Source organism: Pseudomonas sp. LFS074, assembly GCF_047978165.1.
GTDB lineage: Bacteria > Pseudomonadota > Gammaproteobacteria > Pseudomonadales > Pseudomonadaceae > Aquipseudomonas > Aquipseudomonas putida_P.
Genome location: NZ_JBFPFV010000001.1, coordinates 407,473 through 423,596, shown reverse-complemented (window position 1 = coordinate 423,596; position 16,124 = coordinate 407,473). Strand labels below are relative to the sequence as shown.

Below are 16,124 nucleotides of genomic sequence, written 5' to 3'. Positions count from 1 at the left end.
TCTTATTCGGTCACGCCGTCCGCACGGCCCCACGCTGCGATTGTTGCCCATGCACCATGACACAATTGCGCCCCGCACCTTTGGCGCTGTATAGCGCCTGGTCGGCGGATTTGAGCACCGCCTCGGGGTTGCGATGATCGGCATGGCGCTCGGCCACGCCAATACTGATGGTGACCGAGACCGTGCCGCCGCCACTGCCAGCGCGGCGCTGACGCCCGGCCGTATCGTCCTGCGGGCGGTTATGCTGGTCGCGCAGATGCATCACGTAGTTGGCGATGACTTCACGCACGGCTTCCACATGCGGTACGCATTCTTCGGCGGTCTTGCCAGCGAAGACCAGGGCGAACTCCTCGCCACCATAACGGTAGGCGCGACCACCGCCGGTGACCTTGGACAAGCGGCTGGCGACCAGGCGCAGCACCTGGTCGCCCACATCGTGGCCGTGGGTGTCGTTGAATTTCTTGAAGTGGTCGACATCGGTCATGGCGATCACATAGTTGCGTCCCAGGCGCTGCATGCGTTCGTTCAGCGCACGACGCCCCGGCAGGCCGGTCAGCTCATCACGAAAAGCCATCTGATAAGCCTCGTGCGCCACGGCTGCGGCGATCATCAGCATCACCTGGCTGCACATGATGTTCAGGGTAAACGGCAGGATGAAGGTTTGCGGCAGCATCCAGAAAATGCCCAGCAGGCCCGTTATCAACGCGGCGTGCAGCGGCCGCGGTGCGCGCAGGTATTGCACCACCAGCAGGATGAACACGCCGATGAACAGGGGGTATACCATCTGAATCAGGCTCATCCACTGGCCATGCAAGGCCGGCCAGCGAATTTCAGCCAACCAGGTCAGCAACGCCTCGGGGTAACTTTGCTCCAGGGCTACCGCCACGCTGCCCACGGCAAACAGCACGGCACCACGGGCCACCAGGTCCTGCAGCAGGTGAGTGCGTTCCTGCCAGGCGCCATACAGCCCGAACAGCGCCGGCAGCAGCAGGCACACCAGGTGGAAGATTACCGCTGCGTCCTCGCGCACGCGGCCATGGTCACGGTAGAAGTCGGTCTGGGTGTCGAGCAGGAAGTAGGCGATGTACACCGTAAGCATCATGAACAGCTCACGCTGGCGGCGGTACACCGCGCAGTAGGCGCCGCCCAGCAGCAGAACCAAGGTAGGCAAGACATTGAACAGCGATGTGAAAAAGACGCTGAGGTCTCTCACATAGGCTGCGGCGAGCCCTGCCAGCAACAGGAACAGCGAAGGCAGGAAGTGGCTTGCGCGAACAGCGTTAAGACGAAACAAGGGTAATCTCCAACCCGGCAGATCAATAATGGCATTGTGCCCCTACTTCATCGGCAGTGCACATGAACAGTTGAATTCAGTTCAGACACAAGGCCACGCCTACACAGGATTCGCAGTAGCACCCCAAAAGCAAAAAACCCGCCTGCCGGTGAAGGCAGGCGGGTTTTTGGTACAGCCGATGGATCAGTACGACAAGCCGAAGTGCTCTTCGTCCATTGCCATCAGGTTGTTGGCACCCGACAGCATGGTCGCCACATGGGTACGGGTACGCGGCAGGATGCGCTGGAAGTAGAAGCGCGCAGTCTGCAGCTTGGCCGTGTAGAACGCCTCTTCGCTGGTGCCTGCAGCCAGTTTCTCAGCCGCCAGGCGGGCGATGTCGGCCCAGAAGTAGGCCAGGCAGGCGTAGCCGGAATACATCAGGTAATCGACCGAGGCCGCACCGACTTCTTCGCGGTCCTTCATGGCGGCCATGCCCACTTTCATGGTCAGCTCGCCCCACTCCTTGTTGATGGCCGCCAGCGGTTCGACGAACTCTTTGACCGCTTCGTTGCCTTCCTGCGCCTGGCAGAACTTGTGCACGATCTTGGTGAAACCCTTCAGTGCTTCACCCTGGGTCATCAGCACTTTACGGCCCAGCAGGTCGAGGGCCTGAATACCGGTGGTGCCTTCGTACAACATGGAGATACGGCTGTCGCGCACGTTCTGCTCCATGCCCCACTCGGCGATGAAGCCGTGGCCGCCGTAGATCTGCACGCCGTGGTTGGCGGCTTCGAAGCCGACTTCGGTCATGAACGCCTTGGCGATCGGGGTCAGGAACGCCAGCAGGGCATCGGCCTTCTTGCGCTCTTCTTCGTCCTGGCTGTACTTGACGATGTCCACCTGCTTGGCAGTGAAGTACACCATGGCGCGGTTGCCTTCGGCGAAGGCCTTCATGGTCAGCAGCATGCGGCGCACGTCCGGGTGGACGATGATCGGGTCGGCAGCCTTGTCCGGTGCTTTCGGGCCGGTCAGGGAGCGCATCTGCAGGCGCTCGCGGGCGTACTTCAGGCCACCCTGGAACGCCACTTCGGCGTGGGCCAGGCCTTGCAGCGCGGTACCCAGGCGAGCCGTGTTCATGAAGGTGAACATGCAGTTCAGGCCTTTGTTGGCCGGGCCGATCAGGTAGCCCGTGGCAGCATCGAAGTTCATCACGCAGGTAGCGTTACCGTGGATGCCCATTTTGTGTTCGATGGAGCCGCAGCTCACGCCGTTGCGCTCACCCACGCCGCCTTCGGCGTTAGGCAGGAACTTCGGCACGATGAACAGCGAAATGCCTTTGGTGCCAGCCGGTGCGTCCGGCAGGCGGGCCAGGACGATATGGACGATGTTGTCGGCCATGTCGTGTTCACCGGCCGAAATGAAGATCTTGGTGCCCGACACTTTGTAGCTGCCGTCGGCCTGTGGTTCGGCCTTGGTGCGCAGCATGCCCAGGTCGGTACCGCAGTGGGGTTCGGTCAGGCACATGGTGCCGGTCCACTCACCGGACACCAGCTTGGTCAGGTAGGTCTCTTGCTGCTCATGGGTGCCATGCGCAGAAATGGTGTTCATCGCGCCATGCGAAAGGCCTGGGTACATGCCCCACGACCAGTTCGAACCACCGACCATTTCGCTCAGGGCCAGGCCCAGCGATTCCGGCAGGCCCTGGCCGCCATGTTCTACGTCATGCGCCAGGCTCGGCCAGCCGCCTTCGACGAACTGCTCGTAGGCCGCTTTGAAGCCGGTCGGGGTTTTAACGCCCGATTCGCTCCAGGTACAGCCTTCCTGGTCACCCACACGGTTCAGCGGCGACAGCACTTGTTCACAGAACTTCGCACCTTCTTCGAGGATCGCGTCGACCATGTCGGGCGTGGCGTCCTGGCAGCCCGGCAGGCTCTGATAGTGCGCCTCATAGCCAAGCAGCTCGTCGCGAACGAAGCGGATATCACGCAAGGGGGCTTTGTAATCAGGCATTGCGATGAACCTCTGGGTCAGTTCTGTGGGGGTGACCAGCTCTTGGCGGCCGTCTATCAAACAGTTGTTTGAAACTTACGTTTAGCACCGCGTTCTGTCAAGGTTGGACTATGGTGCCATTTACGCCGCGAAAAATGGCAAATATGCCATCGCATGACAAAAACCCCTGTGGGAGCGGGTTTACCCGCGAATAGGCCCGCCCAGAAAACAGAGGTATCTGGTCAAACGCATTCGTGGGCAAACTCGCTCCCACAGGGGTGGGTCGCGATGCAGGGGAAACGCCGAGAATTCAGGCGTAGGTGTCGATGATCCGGCCGAGCATTTCGTCGGATGCCTTGACCACTTTTGCGCCAAGTTCGACTTCGGTTTTGCCCACTGCCTGTTGCACGATGCTGGTGGCCATGTCCATCTGCTGGCTGCGGTCGACCGCGCGCAGGCGTTCGGCCTGAAAATCGCTGGACTGGCTGGTGGCGGTACGTTCGGCGGTGGTGTTGGCGATCTGGGCGGCGGCCTGATCGACGCGGCTCTGGCCGGCCTGGATTGCGCTCAGGCCCGCGTAATAAGCGGAGCTACCGGTGATTTCCATGTCAGGACTCCATTGACGCTGGATGACGAACAGCCCCAATTAAAGCAGGCCAGGCGTGAAAAGGCCCGTTTAAATCCCTAATGGCCTGGTGCCAGTCGATAGGCCTGGGGTATTCCCGCAAAAGAACCAGGCCTGGAAACGGCTAATCCAGCAGGTCCAACTGCAAATGCTCAGCCACCATATCGGCGCTGGCCTGCTTCAACTTGGGCACCCGCCCCAGGCAAGGCGCCGGCAAGCGTTCAGCCAGACTGGCCAGGTTTTCTTCCAGCCGTGAAGTACGCGGCTCGATGATGTTTGCCACCCAACCCGCCAGCTGCAACCCGTCACGTTCTATGGCCTCGGCGCTGAGCAAGGCATGGCTGATGCAACCCAAGCGCACGCCTACCACCAGAATCACCGGCAACTGCAGGGCAATGGCAAGGTCGGACAGATTCTCCAGGCCCGACAGCGGCACGCGCCAGCCACCGGCCCCTTCCACCAAGGTGAAATCGGCATGCTGTTGCAGCACATTACGCATAGCCGCCAACAGCTCTGGCACCGCCAGCGTCACCCCCGCCTCGCGCGCGGCCACATGTGGGGCAATTGCAGGCTCGAAGGCAAACGGGTTGACCTGCTCGTAGGGCAACTTGATCGTGCTTTCGTCGATCAGCGCCTGGGCATCGCTATTGCGCAAGCCTTTGGGCGTCATCGTGCAGCCAGAGGCCACCGGTTTGGCGCCCAACGTGCTCATGCCCTGCAAGCGCGCCGCATGCAACAGCCCGGCGGCGATGGTGGTCTTGCCGACATCGGTGTCGGTGCCGGCAATGAAATAGGCCTGGCTCATCGTGTTCCCCTTACGCCTGTGGCTTGCGCAACACACCATAGACCACTTGATAGGTAGCTGGCAGCCCCGCAGGCTGGCGAAATGCCTCATAGGCTTGCAACAAGCCCTGCATGCGCGCCCTGCCGGTGAGGCCGGAAGGGCGCCCAGGGTTCAGATTGTGTGCCCCTAAAGCCTTCAGCTCGTGGGTCAGGCTACGAACGTCCGGGTAATGCAGCACATGCGGGCGGCGCTGCAGCTCAAGCTGTTCGAAGCCGCTGGCCGCGCACAGGCGTTGGTAGTCTTCGAACCGGCGGAAGCGGTTCACATGCACCAGCCCATCTACCGCTTGCCAACTGGCGCGCAGTTCGTCGAGGGTGCCCACGCACAAGCTGCTGAAGGCCAGCACACCGCCTGGGCGCAGCACGCGCTGCGCCTCGGCCAGCACACTGGCGAACTGGTCGCACCACTGCACCGCCAGGCTGGAAAACACCAGGTCGACACTGCCATCACGCAGCGGCAGGCGCTCGGCGTCGCCAGCCACGTGATACTGCGCCCCGCCCTGTTCATGGCGGGCATGGCGCAGCATGCCTTCGGCGATATCCACCGCCACGCCGCTGGCCTGGGCGAAACGCTCAGCAAGCATGCGGCTGAAGTGGCCGGTGCCGCTGCCCAGGTCCAGCCAATGCAACGGCTGCAGGCCTGCAGGCAACTGCTCCAGCAGGTTCGCACCTACCGCACGCTGCAAGGCAGCCACGCTGTCGTAACTGGCTGCCGCGCGGGAGAACGAAGCCGCTACCTGGCGTTTGTCGGGCAATGCACCGGGTAGGGTCGGACGGGAAAGATCAGTCATCGCCACTCTCATGCAGGAAACTCTTGATGCCCGCCGCCAACTCCTGCGGGTACTCCAACAGGAAGGCGTGGGAACTGTCTTCGACCAGGCCCACTTCCACATCGGGCAACAGCTCGCTCAAGGCCTTCGCCGCCTCTGCCGGCACCAGCGCATCGCTGCCGGCGAACAGGTGCAACTGCGGGCCGCCATAGGCCTGCAGGGCTTCGCGAGTGTCCAGCTTGGCCAGCACCTCAAGGCCGGTGGCCAGGTACAGCGGGTCGGTGTCCGGCACGCCGACACCCAGTTGGCGCAGCAAGGTGCGTGGTTGCAGGGCGCCATCGCTGCACAAGGTACGGAAGCGCTTGAGGGTGACCTGGGTATGGCTGCGGCAGCCGTCGAGGAAGGTGCCGAAGGTGTCTTCGGCCATGCCATGCGGCCAGTCCGCGCGGGCCACGAAACAGGGGTTGCTGGCCAGGGTCAGCAGGCCGCAGCAGTGGTCGCCACGCTTGTGCGCGAGGGCGCTGGCGAGCATGCCGCCTAACGACCAGCCGCCCAGCCAGACATCCGCCGGCAACTTGCGGTCGAGGTGGTCAAGCCAGCCCTCCACATCGCTGTGAGGCAATTCCGGCAAGGGCATCAGCTCTACCTGCAGGCGGGCGTCCTGGGCGCGCAGGCTGGCTGCCAGCGGCTCAAGGGCAGCAATGCCCAGGCCCCAACCAGGCAGCAGAACAAGTCGATTACGCATCGGCGTTCTCCAGTTGTGGATAACACTCGGCCAATGCATTCAACAATAGCTGCACCTGCGCCTCGCTGTGCGCGGCGCTCAAGGTTACCCGCAGACGGGCGCTACCCGCCGGCACGGTAGGCGGACGGATAGCCGTCACCAGCAAGCCGCGCTCGCGCAGCATGCGTGACAGGCGCAAGGCCTGCGCACTGTCGCCGATCACGATGGGCTGGATCGGCGTCGGGCTGTCCATCAGTTGCAGCCCGATCTGCTGCGCGCCTTCGCGGAACTGGCGAATCAACGCGGCCAGGTGCTCACGGCGCCAGGTTTCGCGGCGCAGCAGCTCCAGGCTTTTGAGCGTAGCGCAGGCCAGCGCCGGTGGCTGGCTGGTGGTGTAGATGTAGGGCCGGGCGAACTGCACCAGTGCCTCGATCAGATCTTCGCTGCCGGCAACAAAGGCACCTGCGGTACCGCAGGCCTTGCCCAGCGTGCCGATCAAGACCGGTACATCAGCCACGCCCAGGCCGAAGTGCTCGACGATACCGCCGCCTTGTGCGCCCAAGGTACCCAGGCCATGGGCATCGTCGACCATCAACCAGGCGCCACGGCCACGGGCGACATCGGCCAGCGCCGGCAGGTCGGCCAGGTCGCCGTCCATGCTGAACACACCATCAGTCACCACCAGGGTATTGCCGACGGCCTTGTCCAGGCGGCTGGCCAGGCTCGCTGAGTCGTTGTGCAAGTAGCGGTTGAAGCGCGCACCGCTGAGCAACCCGCCATCCAACAGCGAGGCATGATTCAGTCGGTCTTGCAGCACCGTGTCACCCTGCCCCACCAGCGCGGTGATGGCGCCCAGGTTGGCCATGTAGCCGGTAGAGAACAACAGCGCGCGCGGACGCCCGGTCAGTTCGGCCAGCGCCTCTTCAACCTGGTGGTGCGGCGTGCTGTGGCCGACCACCAGGTGCGAGGCACCGCCGCCCACACCCCAGCGCTCGGCGCCGGCCTGCCAGGCAGAGATAACCTCGGGGTGGTTGGCCAAACCCAGGTAGTCATTGCTACAGAAGGCCAGCAGGCGTTGGCCATCGACCACTACTTCCGGCCCCTGTGGGCTTTCCAATAGTGGCCGCTGCCGATACAGGTCTGCGGCGCGCCGTTCGGCCAGGCGCGCTGCCAGGTCGAAGGCCATATCAGGCCGATGCAGCGTTGTAGAACATCTCGCTGCTGCGCTGTTCGACCAGCGCCTGCTCGATGGCCGCCTGATGCACTTCATCGGCGTGCTCTTCCCGCGCTTCGGGCTTGATGCCCAGGCGTGCGAACAGTTGCATGTCCTTGTCGGCCTGCGGGTTGGCGGTAGTCAGCAGTTTTTCGCCGTAGAAAATCGAGTTGGCGCCAGCCATGAAGGCCAAGGCCTGCATCTGCTCGTTCATCTGCTCGCGGCCTGCGGACAGACGCACGTGCGACTTGGGCATGAGGATACGGGCCACGGCCAGCATGCGAATGAAGTCGAACGGGTCGACGTCTTCTTCCTCGGCCAGCGGTGTGCCGGCCACCTTGACCAGCATGTTGATCGGTACCGATTCCGGGTGCTCGGGCAGGTTGGCCAGCTGGATCAGCAGGCCGGCGCGGTCGTCCAGCGACTCGCCCATGCCCAGGATGCCACCGGAGCAGATCTTCATTCCAGCATCGCGCACGTAGGCCAGGGTCTGCAGGCGCTCGCCATAGGTGCGGGTGGTGATGATGCTGCCGTAGAACTCCGGCGAGGTGTCGAGGTTGTGGTTGTAGTAGTCCAGGCCAGCCTGGGCCAGGGCCAGGGTCTGATCCTGGTCGAGCTTGCCGAGGGTCATGCAGGTTTCCAGGCCCATGGCCTTCACACCTTTGACCATCTCCAACACGTAGGGCATGTCTTTGGCCGACGGGTGCTTCCAAGCCGCGCCCATGCAGAAGCGGGTAGAACCGATGGCTTTGGCCCGGGCGGCCTCTTCCAGCACCTTCTGCACTTCCATCAGTTTCTGTTTTTCCAGCCCGGTGTTGTAGTGGCCGGACTGGGGACAATATTTGCAATCTTCCGGGCAGGCACCGGTCTTGATCGACAGCAAAGTCGAAACCTGCACGCGGTTTGGGTCGAAATGCGCGCGGTGTACGGTCTGCGCCTGGAACAGCAAGTCATTGAACGGTTGCTGGAACAGCGCCTTGACCTCGGCCAGGGACCAGTCGTGACGTGTTGTTGCAGTTGTGCTGGCGCTCATCGGCGTTTCCTTGTTTAGGCTGTAGCTGGCGCCGGGACAGGAAAGCCCGCCAGCGCATCACGGATAGCTCGCATAGTCATGGAAGGCCTATGAACTGTCAACCACACTGGAAAAGGCTGGTTTACAAGTGCTCACTTATTAATCAAACGTGTTTGCTGTGCGATGAGCCTGCCGAGCAGCGCTACCCATTGTGCACCGCCTGCGAGCAGGAACTGCCCTGGCTGGGTGATCACTGCCAGCATTGTGCCCTGCCCTTGCCCATGGCCGGGCTGACTTGCGCCCAGTGCTGCCGCCGCTTGCCGGCCTTCGATCAGGTCATTGCCCTGTGGCACTACGGCTTTCCGGTGGACACGTTGATCAGCCGCTTCAAGCACAATCGTCAATGGCCATTGGGGCGCTTGATGGCTGAGTTACTCGGGCATGGGCTGCTGCACCGCTTTGCCGAAGGGCTACCGCGCCCAGACCTGCTGTTGCCTGTGCCCTTGGCAAGCCGTCGACTGCGCGAGCGAGGGTTCAACCAGGCGGGGATGCTTGGGCGTTGGTTGTCTTCGCAACTGCGGCTACCTTGCGATGAGCGATTGCTGATGCGCACGCGCGAAACGACTGCGCAGCAACAGCTGACTGCCAAGGCAAGGCGACGCAACTTGCGTCAGGCGTTTGCGGTCACTGGCAAGCTGACAGGTAAGCATGTCGCTGTTGTCGACGATGTGTTGACCACCGGTGCCACCGCGCAGGCCATTGCTCAGGTGCTGCGCAAGGCCGGAGCGCGACAGGTAGATGTGTATTGCCTGGCACGCACGCCCAAACCAGGGTATGCATGACCTGTGCAGTCCTACACAATTCACCTTCAGGCCCATCACCTACAACGACTCAATGCTCATGCCGCTGCCTACTCTGCTTACCCAGCACATCGCCCGCCGCCCCCAGCGCATCGCGCTGCTGCAGCACATTGCCGAACAAGGCTCGATCACCCGCGCCGCCAAGGCAGCGGGCATCAGCTACAAGGCGGCCTGGGATGCCATCGACGAGCTCAACAACCTGGCCAGCCAACCCCTGGTCGAGCGCAGCACCGGTGGTCGAGGTGGTGGCGGTGCGCGCTTGTCGCCGGAAGGCGAGCGGGTGCTGCGCCTGTATCAAAGGTTGCAGGCCCTGCAGGCGCAAATCCTCGAAGCCGCCGAAGAGTCCAGCGACCTCGACCTGCTCGGGCGCCTGATGCTGCGCACCAGTGCGCGCAACCAGCTGCAGGGCCAGGTCAGCGGCCTGCGCCGCGAGGGCCGGTATGACCGCGTCAGCCTGGCGTTGGGCGGCGGGCTGGAAATCGATGCGCTGATCACGCACGACAGCACCGCGCGGCTGGAGCTGACGCTGGGGACGATGGTAGTAGCGCTGCTCAAGGCCGGGTGGGTGCGGTTGTTGGCGCAGGGGGAGCAAGCCGAGGTCGGCAGCAACTGCTTGAGTGCTACGGTGGAAGAAGTGTTGGCAGCGGATGACGGGCCCAGCGAGGTCCGACTGGCATTGGGTAATGGGCAGACGCTGTGTGCCATTGCCGAAGCGGATTGGTTGGCCGGGCTACAAGTGGCGGCTGGTAGTTCGGTGCGGGTGCAGTTTAATCCGTCCGTTGTGCTGATCGGGGTACCTGCATAGCCTGGGCGGGCCTCTTCGCGGCTAAAGCCGCTCCCACAGGGACCGCGTCGCCTGAAGGATGCTCACAAAACCTGTGGGAGCGGCTTTAGCCGCGAAGAGGCCGGTACAGGTATAACGCTGTACCATGGGCTCCATGCCGCCTATCCCCGGAGCCATCATGTCCCACCCCTTCGACACCCTCACCCCCGACCTGGTCCTGGACGCCGTGGAAAGCCTGGGCTTCCTCAGCGATGCCCGCGTGTTGGCGCTGAACAGCTACGAGAACCGCGTCTACCAGGTGGGCATCGAAGACGCGCAGCCGCTGATCGCCAAGTTCTACCGCCCAGGCCGCTGGAGCGATGCGGCCATTCTTGAGGAACACAGCTTCACCGCTGAACTGGCCGACTGTGAAGTGCCGGTGGTTGCGCCGATGCAGCACGACGGCCGCACCCTGTTCGAACACCAGGGCTTCCGTTTCACACTTTTCCCCCGCCGCGGCGGCCATGCCCCGGAGCCAGGCAACCTCGATCAGCTTTACCGCCTTGGCCAGTTGCTCGGCCGTCTGCATGCCGTGGGTGCCAGCAGGCCATTCGAGCACCGTGAAGCCCTGGCTGTGGACAACTTCGGCCACGCCTCGCTGAACACCCTGCTGGAAGGTGGTTTTGTCCCTCGCGAACTGTTGCCGGCCTTCGAGTCCGTGGCACGCGACCTGCTCAAGCGGGTGGAGGACATCTACGCCCGTACACCGCATCAGCTCATCCGCCTGCACGGCGACCTGCACCCCGGCAACCTGATGCACCGCGACGAGGTGTACCACGTGGTCGACCTCGACGATTGCCGCATGGGCCCGGCGGTACAAGACCTGTGGATGATGCTGGCCGGCAACCGCGAGGAGCGCCTTGGGCAGCTGGCCGAGCTGATCGACGGCTACAACGAGTTCCACGACTTCGACCCGCGCGAACTGGCCTTGATCGAGCCCCTGCGCGCCCTGCGTCAGTTGCACTACAGCGCTTGGTTGGCAAGGCGCTGGGACGACCCGGCATTCCCACCCAGCTTCCCGTGGTTCGGCCAGCCACGTTACTGGGGCGACCAGATTCTTGCCCTGCGCGAGCAGATGGCCGCGTTGGACGAACCACCGCTGAAGTTGTTCTAGTGCTTGCATCAGAAATGATTTAGCTAGCAATACCCTGACACGCCAGCCGGCAGGCGAGATGCCGGCACCCCACCTGAAACTTCTCTATGGGCTGAACACCTAGCATTTTTGCCAGTAGGCAAATAATTAAAGCAGGCGTAGAAAATATTAAGCGGACCACTCAAATTAATGTTGGCAAGCCAACTAGCGCCCCCTGTCGGCTACCACTGGCCGCCTCATAACCAGGCTGGAACGGGGCGCCTTGCAGGCAGCTTAATTAAAGAGAGAAGACGATGAATAATTTTGTACGCCAGTCACTTGAAGATTTTCTGAACGAGATAGCCAAAGCACGGAAAAATTTTGGCTACCCCGTGATCGTGGCATTCGATAGAAAAACAGCAAACAATGTACTGAAACAGGAGTTTATTGAGCGCTACACGGGAGAGCTATTCCTGGACCCGATGAACAGTGAGGTCGATATCGAATCAGGCGTTTCTTATCATCAGTTGAGTGACTTCTGCCTGGACCAGCCAAGGCTGACATTTGAGAATGCAGACCTCAGCGATTCTAAAGCTACGCTGATGATGCGAACGGTCAGAGGCAAGCAGCTTCAGCTAAGTCAAGCGGTAGGCAGCACGCGCCGGCAGGTCACACGCTTGGCGAAGGCTTCCCCTATCAATGGGCCATCGCTTGTATTCGATATCGAGTTGAAAAACACTAGGAATGCAGTATCGGAGAATGGCAGAGTTTACTTCAGCTATGCTGCAGGTACTAACTATGCCTTCTACGGTGGCACAACACAATTCGAACTAGACAAACTGGGGTTGCATTTCAAAGAATACTTTGAAGCCTACACGGTACAACCCGGACAGCGAGAAATCATCGAGTACACACTGGGTGAACTAGCTAATCTAGCAGACCTTATACTCAAGCCAAAGGATTTCAAGATTCGCACCCACGGCGCACCCGGCACACGGCTTAGAAACCAGGCGTCCTTTGGTGACGGGGCCGTTGTTTTATTTGTAGAGCTCGAAGGGTTCGACAGTTCGAATGCCATCCCACCCGATCGAAACGACAAGCTGCCATACCTCTTGCCAGACGGTTACAGTGCAAACGTGCTGATCAACTCTGATTTCATAACGAAAAATCTGATAATCAAACAACTGAAGGAATCTGCTTCGGGTATCAGTCTACTTGACTGGGCACCCCTACTTACAGGCGGCTTAGGCTACAGGGCAACGGGAGAACTCTCTATTGATGGCTTTGAATTTTATGACAACGCTGGGCCAAACGTCACAACATTCACCAAATACAACGCCACCTACACCTGCCCCCCCGAACATGACACAGCCAAAAATTTTAGAATAACTTTCAAAAACGACCTAATGATCGTCGATTGGAACGACGAACATCGCGCAGCTGGAAGGGCATATACACCGCGCTCGGGTCTCGATCCGATTATAGAGGACGGCGAATTTGTAAACAGCTGGAGCATACGCCTTGAATACAAGTTCACCATTGAAACAATTGAAGGCAAGCATTCGCTGGCACTCGAAAAAACCAAACAGGACTACACCTATAACTTGATGGCCACCGGAGACCTTGGGAAACACGTGCATTATGGCGAAAGAGTATACCGCCTTTGCTACGAACGGTCCGAACCCAAGTTTAAAGAGTTTCTGGATAGCATCATGTCTGGATTTACAACGCTTGACGTGGAGATTGACACGTTCATCCTATCATCACTGCTATTCCGAAACTCCCAGGTTGCCCTTGACTCCGTGCATTGGCCAAATGATTTGCTCACGGTAGGTCAATTGGCCCCTGATCGCACCAAGTTCAGCATTTCCACAAGTGACAACACCGCGATCGATCAAGGTGAAACAAGCGTACTGACCGGTGGCCGCATTGCCTTCACGACCGAGCCCGCTACCCCAGGCGTAGTCTGGAGCGTACAGCACCTCCCTGATTACACCGGTGACGACCTGAAAGGTGAGATCGACCCTGGAACGGGTGTGTACACTGCACCCGCTGCCGATACGTTCGACGACAGCTTCATCAAGGTCATCGTAACTGCCAAGTCTGGCGATAATGTTGCCCATGCCCTGGTAAGCGTGCTGCGAACTACCGTGAGTGTCTATCCGTCCGTCATGACGCTGAATCTCGGTGCCTACAACGATATCCTGGCGGGCGAGATGAACAAAGGCGCGATCAACTGGGCCGTCGAAGGGTTTGGCAAGCTTGAGGACATCGACAACGGCGACCCTTTGGCACAAGCGTCGAAAAGGTATCTAGCCCCCACTGTAGGCGAAGTCCCAGACTGGGACGACAGCATGCCATTGCTCGATATGTACATACGCCACAGCCGCATCAAGGTCAGCAGTGGGGCCACCAGCAAGTACGTTGATGTACTCCTGCCGATAGCTATTCAAGACAATCACTGGCTGGAGGCCACGCGGGCTGGCGAAGGTGTGAGGTTTGAGTTTTGGTGGAAGCCGAAAAGCAGACCCGCAGAGCTGGTGGACCCAGAAAATACGTCGTGGCACGTTCGCGTCGGTAGCGGCACCTGCATCGACGGTGTTTACACACCAGACCCATCAAAGGCGGAAGAGTACGCCGTTATTGTGGCAACAAACGACGTAACAGAAGATTACGCCAGCATGATCCTGCCACTGCCCTTCATCGACGTTGAACAGTTCATGGCGCTTCATGCGCCTGATGAAGCCAAGGCGGTTTAACGCCAGTCGTTCAACAACCGGCAATGATCGATGCAGCGATCATTGCCGGTTCAGGTATCAATGTCACGACCTCCAAAAACCAGGGCCAAGCCCTCGTTCCCACATTTAATTCGTCGCAGCACAACCGGCCAACCTGTGCTGAAATACCCCGCGCTATATTTAGCTAGCTGAGCAAGGATTCTGCATGCACGCCGCAAACCCGCGTCGCGGGTACACTTTGGGCCTGAGCGCCTACATCATCTGGGGCCTGTTCCCCATTTACTTCAAGGCGATACAGAGCGTCCCGGCGGTGGAGATCATCGTCCACCGGGTGCTCTGGTCAGCACTGTTCGGCTCGCTGCTGCTACTGGTGTGGAAACACCCCGGCTGGTGGCGTGAGCTGCGCGACAACCCACGCCGGCTGGGCATCCTGGCGTTGAGCGGGGCACTGATCGCCGGTAACTGGCTGACTTACGTGTGGTCGGTGAACAACGGGCGCATGCTTGAGGCCAGCCTGGGTTACTACATCAACCCGCTGATCAATGTGTTGCTGGGCATGCTGATTCTTGGCGAGCGCCTGCGCCGCCTGCAATGGCTGGCGGTGGGCATGGCCGCCGTGGGTGTGGCCCAGCAGGTGTGGCAAGTGGGCAGCCTGCCTTGGGTGTCGCTGGTGCTGGCACTGAGCTTTGGCTTTTATGGGCTGATCCGCAAGCAGGCACCGGTGGCCGCACTGCCGGGGCTGGTGGTGGAAACCTGGATGCTGGTGCCGCTGGCCCTGGGCTGGCTGCTGCTGCACCCGGCGGCGATGAGTGCCCAGGGGGCGTTCTACACCAGCAGCGAAGCACTGTGGTTGATGGCTGCCGGGCCAGTAACGCTGGTGCCGCTGGTGTGCTTCAACGCTGCGGCGCGGCACCTGCCGTATACCACCCTGGGCTTCTTGCAGTACCTGGCGCCGACCTTGGTGCTGTTGCAGGCGGTGCTGTTGTTCGATGAGCACCTGTCGTCGAGCAACCTGATAGCGTTCATGTTCATCTGGGCGGGTTTGGCGATTTACAGCGTCGATGCCTGGTTGAGTTTGCGCAAACGCAGCTGATCAAAAAACAACCAAAACTCTGCAGGCCATGTGGGCCGTGCCCTGCAGAGACATCTCCAAAGGTTATCCACACCCTCGTCCCCGTGCTTTGTGCACAAGCTGCTGATATTTGGGTGTTTTTTGAACAAAACCGTGTAAGGCTGATGGTACCTGGGCTGGAGAGGTACACCCCCAGGTTATCCACAGGGCCTTCCCCGTGATATCGGGATAACCGCAGGGGGCTGCTTTGCAGCCCATCGCGACACAAGGCCGCTCCTACAGGGGACCGCGTAACCCCTGTAGGAGCGGCCTTGTGTCGCGATGGGCTGCAAAGCAGCGGCCCCGGCAATCTCGGATCAATCCTCCGCCCGCAACTGCAACTCCACCATCAAGTCATCCGCCAGGCTCTCCAACTTTTGCTGCAGTTCATCCAGCGACAGGGTCAACGGCAGCGCCAGCAACGCATCGGCATGGAAAAGAGGCTCGCTGCTCATCGGCGCAGGCCGCACCTCAGTGGTGAACCGCTCAAGGTTCACCCCCAGATCCGCCAGCAACCGCGTAATGTCTCGCACGATCCCCGGCCGGTCATTACCCACCAGCTCCATGGCAATCGGCTTCCAGGTACACGACGGCTCGATCCCGCTTTCGGCAATCAGCACGCGAATGTCATACCGGGCCAGCCCCTGCAGTGAGGCCACCAGTTCTGCGTAGTTTTCGGCCGGCACCGCCACCCGCAAGATGCCGGCAAACTGCCCGGCCATGCGCGACATGCGGCTTTCCAGCCAATTGCCACTGTGGTCGGCGATGCACTGGGCAATGCGTTCGACCTGGCCGGCCTTGTCAGGGGCAATAACAGTCAGTACAAGATGATCCACAAGCCCTTCCTCGTGTCGAACCGCGCCGGGCGGCAGAAAATCGGGGGATCGACTCAGTATAGGCAAGGCGCGGCAACCTGCCGCAGGGCAATCCGCACAACGAATCGTGTACTGTTTCAAGATTTATCTGGAACAATCCACCTGTTTTTTGCGAACATACCCACTCCCAGCGTGACCATACGCGACCAACGGGTCGCAGAACGGCGCTTTTAGTCTGATTTTGCCCCGCCTACTG

At 60.8% G+C, this 16,124-nt stretch carries 14 protein-coding genes; 5 read left to right on the top strand and 9 right to left on the bottom strand.

The features are described from left to right. Positions 1–10 precede the first annotated feature (10 nt). The 8 genes from ACNQP3_RS01875 to bioB all read right to left on the bottom strand — a co-directional run bounded on the left by ACNQP3_RS01875 (position 11) and on the right by bioB (position 8,470). Positions 11–1,294 (bottom strand): sensor domain-containing diguanylate cyclase, encoded by a 1,284-nt coding sequence (locus tag ACNQP3_RS01875; protein WP_012270169.1) that lies wholly within the window; start codon positions 1,292–1,294, stop codon positions 11–13. Between the two features lie 183 nt (positions 1,295–1,477). After that, the gene (locus ACNQP3_RS01870; protein WP_012270168.1) at positions 1,478–3,283 is read right to left on the bottom strand and encodes a phenylacyl-CoA dehydrogenase; all 1,806 of its coding nucleotides are present in this window, start codon (positions 3,281–3,283) and stop codon (positions 1,478–1,480) included. 289 nt (positions 3,284–3,572) lie between these two features. Then, complete coding sequence (locus tag ACNQP3_RS01865) at positions 3,573–3,869, bottom strand: hypothetical protein (protein WP_012270167.1); 297 nt, start codon at positions 3,867–3,869, stop codon at positions 3,573–3,575. Positions 3,870–4,011: 142 nt separating this feature from the next. Further along, on the bottom strand, positions 4,012–4,692 hold the full coding sequence (gene bioD / locus ACNQP3_RS01860) for a dethiobiotin synthase (RefSeq protein ID WP_012270166.1): 681 nt from the start codon (positions 4,690–4,692) through the stop codon (positions 4,012–4,014). A 10-nt stretch (positions 4,693–4,702) separates the two neighbouring features. Further along, the gene (bioC, locus tag ACNQP3_RS01855; RefSeq protein ID WP_012270165.1) at positions 4,703–5,521 is read right to left on the bottom strand and encodes a malonyl-ACP O-methyltransferase BioC; all 819 of its coding nucleotides are present in this window, start codon (positions 5,519–5,521) and stop codon (positions 4,703–4,705) included. Next, complete coding sequence (locus ACNQP3_RS01850; RefSeq protein WP_012270164.1) at positions 5,514–6,245, bottom strand: alpha/beta fold hydrolase; 732 nt, start codon at positions 6,243–6,245, stop codon at positions 5,514–5,516. The genes bioC and ACNQP3_RS01850 overlap by 8 nt, the downstream gene beginning before the upstream one ends. After that, positions 6,238–7,410 (bottom strand): 8-amino-7-oxononanoate synthase, encoded by a 1,173-nt coding sequence (bioF, locus tag ACNQP3_RS01845; protein WP_012270163.1) that lies wholly within the window; start codon positions 7,408–7,410, stop codon positions 6,238–6,240. The genes ACNQP3_RS01850 and bioF overlap by 8 nt, the downstream gene beginning before the upstream one ends. A 1-nt stretch (position 7,411) precedes the next feature. After that, positions 7,412–8,470, bottom strand: a complete 1,059-nt coding sequence (gene bioB, locus ACNQP3_RS01840; RefSeq protein WP_012270162.1) for a biotin synthase BioB — start codon at positions 8,468–8,470, stop codon at positions 7,412–7,414. A gap of 89 nt (positions 8,471–8,559) precedes the next feature. Here bioB and ACNQP3_RS01835 point away from each other — a divergent pair, with 89 nt between their 5' ends. From ACNQP3_RS01835 to rarD, 5 genes are all read left to right on the top strand, one after another. Then, positions 8,560–9,291: a ComF family protein gene (locus tag ACNQP3_RS01835; RefSeq protein WP_264316748.1), complete on the top strand. Its 732-nt coding sequence runs from the start codon at positions 8,560–8,562 to the stop codon at positions 9,289–9,291. Positions 9,292–9,349: 58 nt separating this feature from the next. Next, positions 9,350–10,114, top strand: coding sequence for a TOBE domain-containing protein (locus ACNQP3_RS01830; protein ID WP_060493150.1), 765 nt, complete (start codon positions 9,350–9,352; stop codon positions 10,112–10,114). 157 nt (positions 10,115–10,271) lie between these two features. Further along, positions 10,272–11,246 (top strand): serine/threonine protein kinase, encoded by a 975-nt coding sequence (locus ACNQP3_RS01825; protein WP_012270159.1) that lies wholly within the window; start codon positions 10,272–10,274, stop codon positions 11,244–11,246. 272 nt (positions 11,247–11,518) lie between these two features. Further along, positions 11,519–13,963: a hypothetical protein gene (locus ACNQP3_RS01820; protein WP_060493151.1), complete on the top strand. Its 2,445-nt coding sequence runs from the start codon at positions 11,519–11,521 to the stop codon at positions 13,961–13,963. A gap of 184 nt (positions 13,964–14,147) precedes the next feature. Further along, positions 14,148–15,035 (top strand): EamA family transporter RarD, encoded by an 888-nt coding sequence (gene rarD / locus ACNQP3_RS01815; RefSeq protein ID WP_060493152.1) that lies wholly within the window; start codon positions 14,148–14,150, stop codon positions 15,033–15,035. Positions 15,036–15,370: 335 nt separating this feature from the next. On the opposite strand, the gene ACNQP3_RS01810 is transcribed toward rarD, so the two are convergent. Continuing rightward, a complete protein-coding gene (locus ACNQP3_RS01810; RefSeq protein ID WP_049275374.1) occupies positions 15,371–15,889 on the bottom strand; it encodes a glycine cleavage system protein R in 519 nt (172 codons plus the stop codon). Positions 15,890–16,124: the final 235 nt, after the last annotated feature.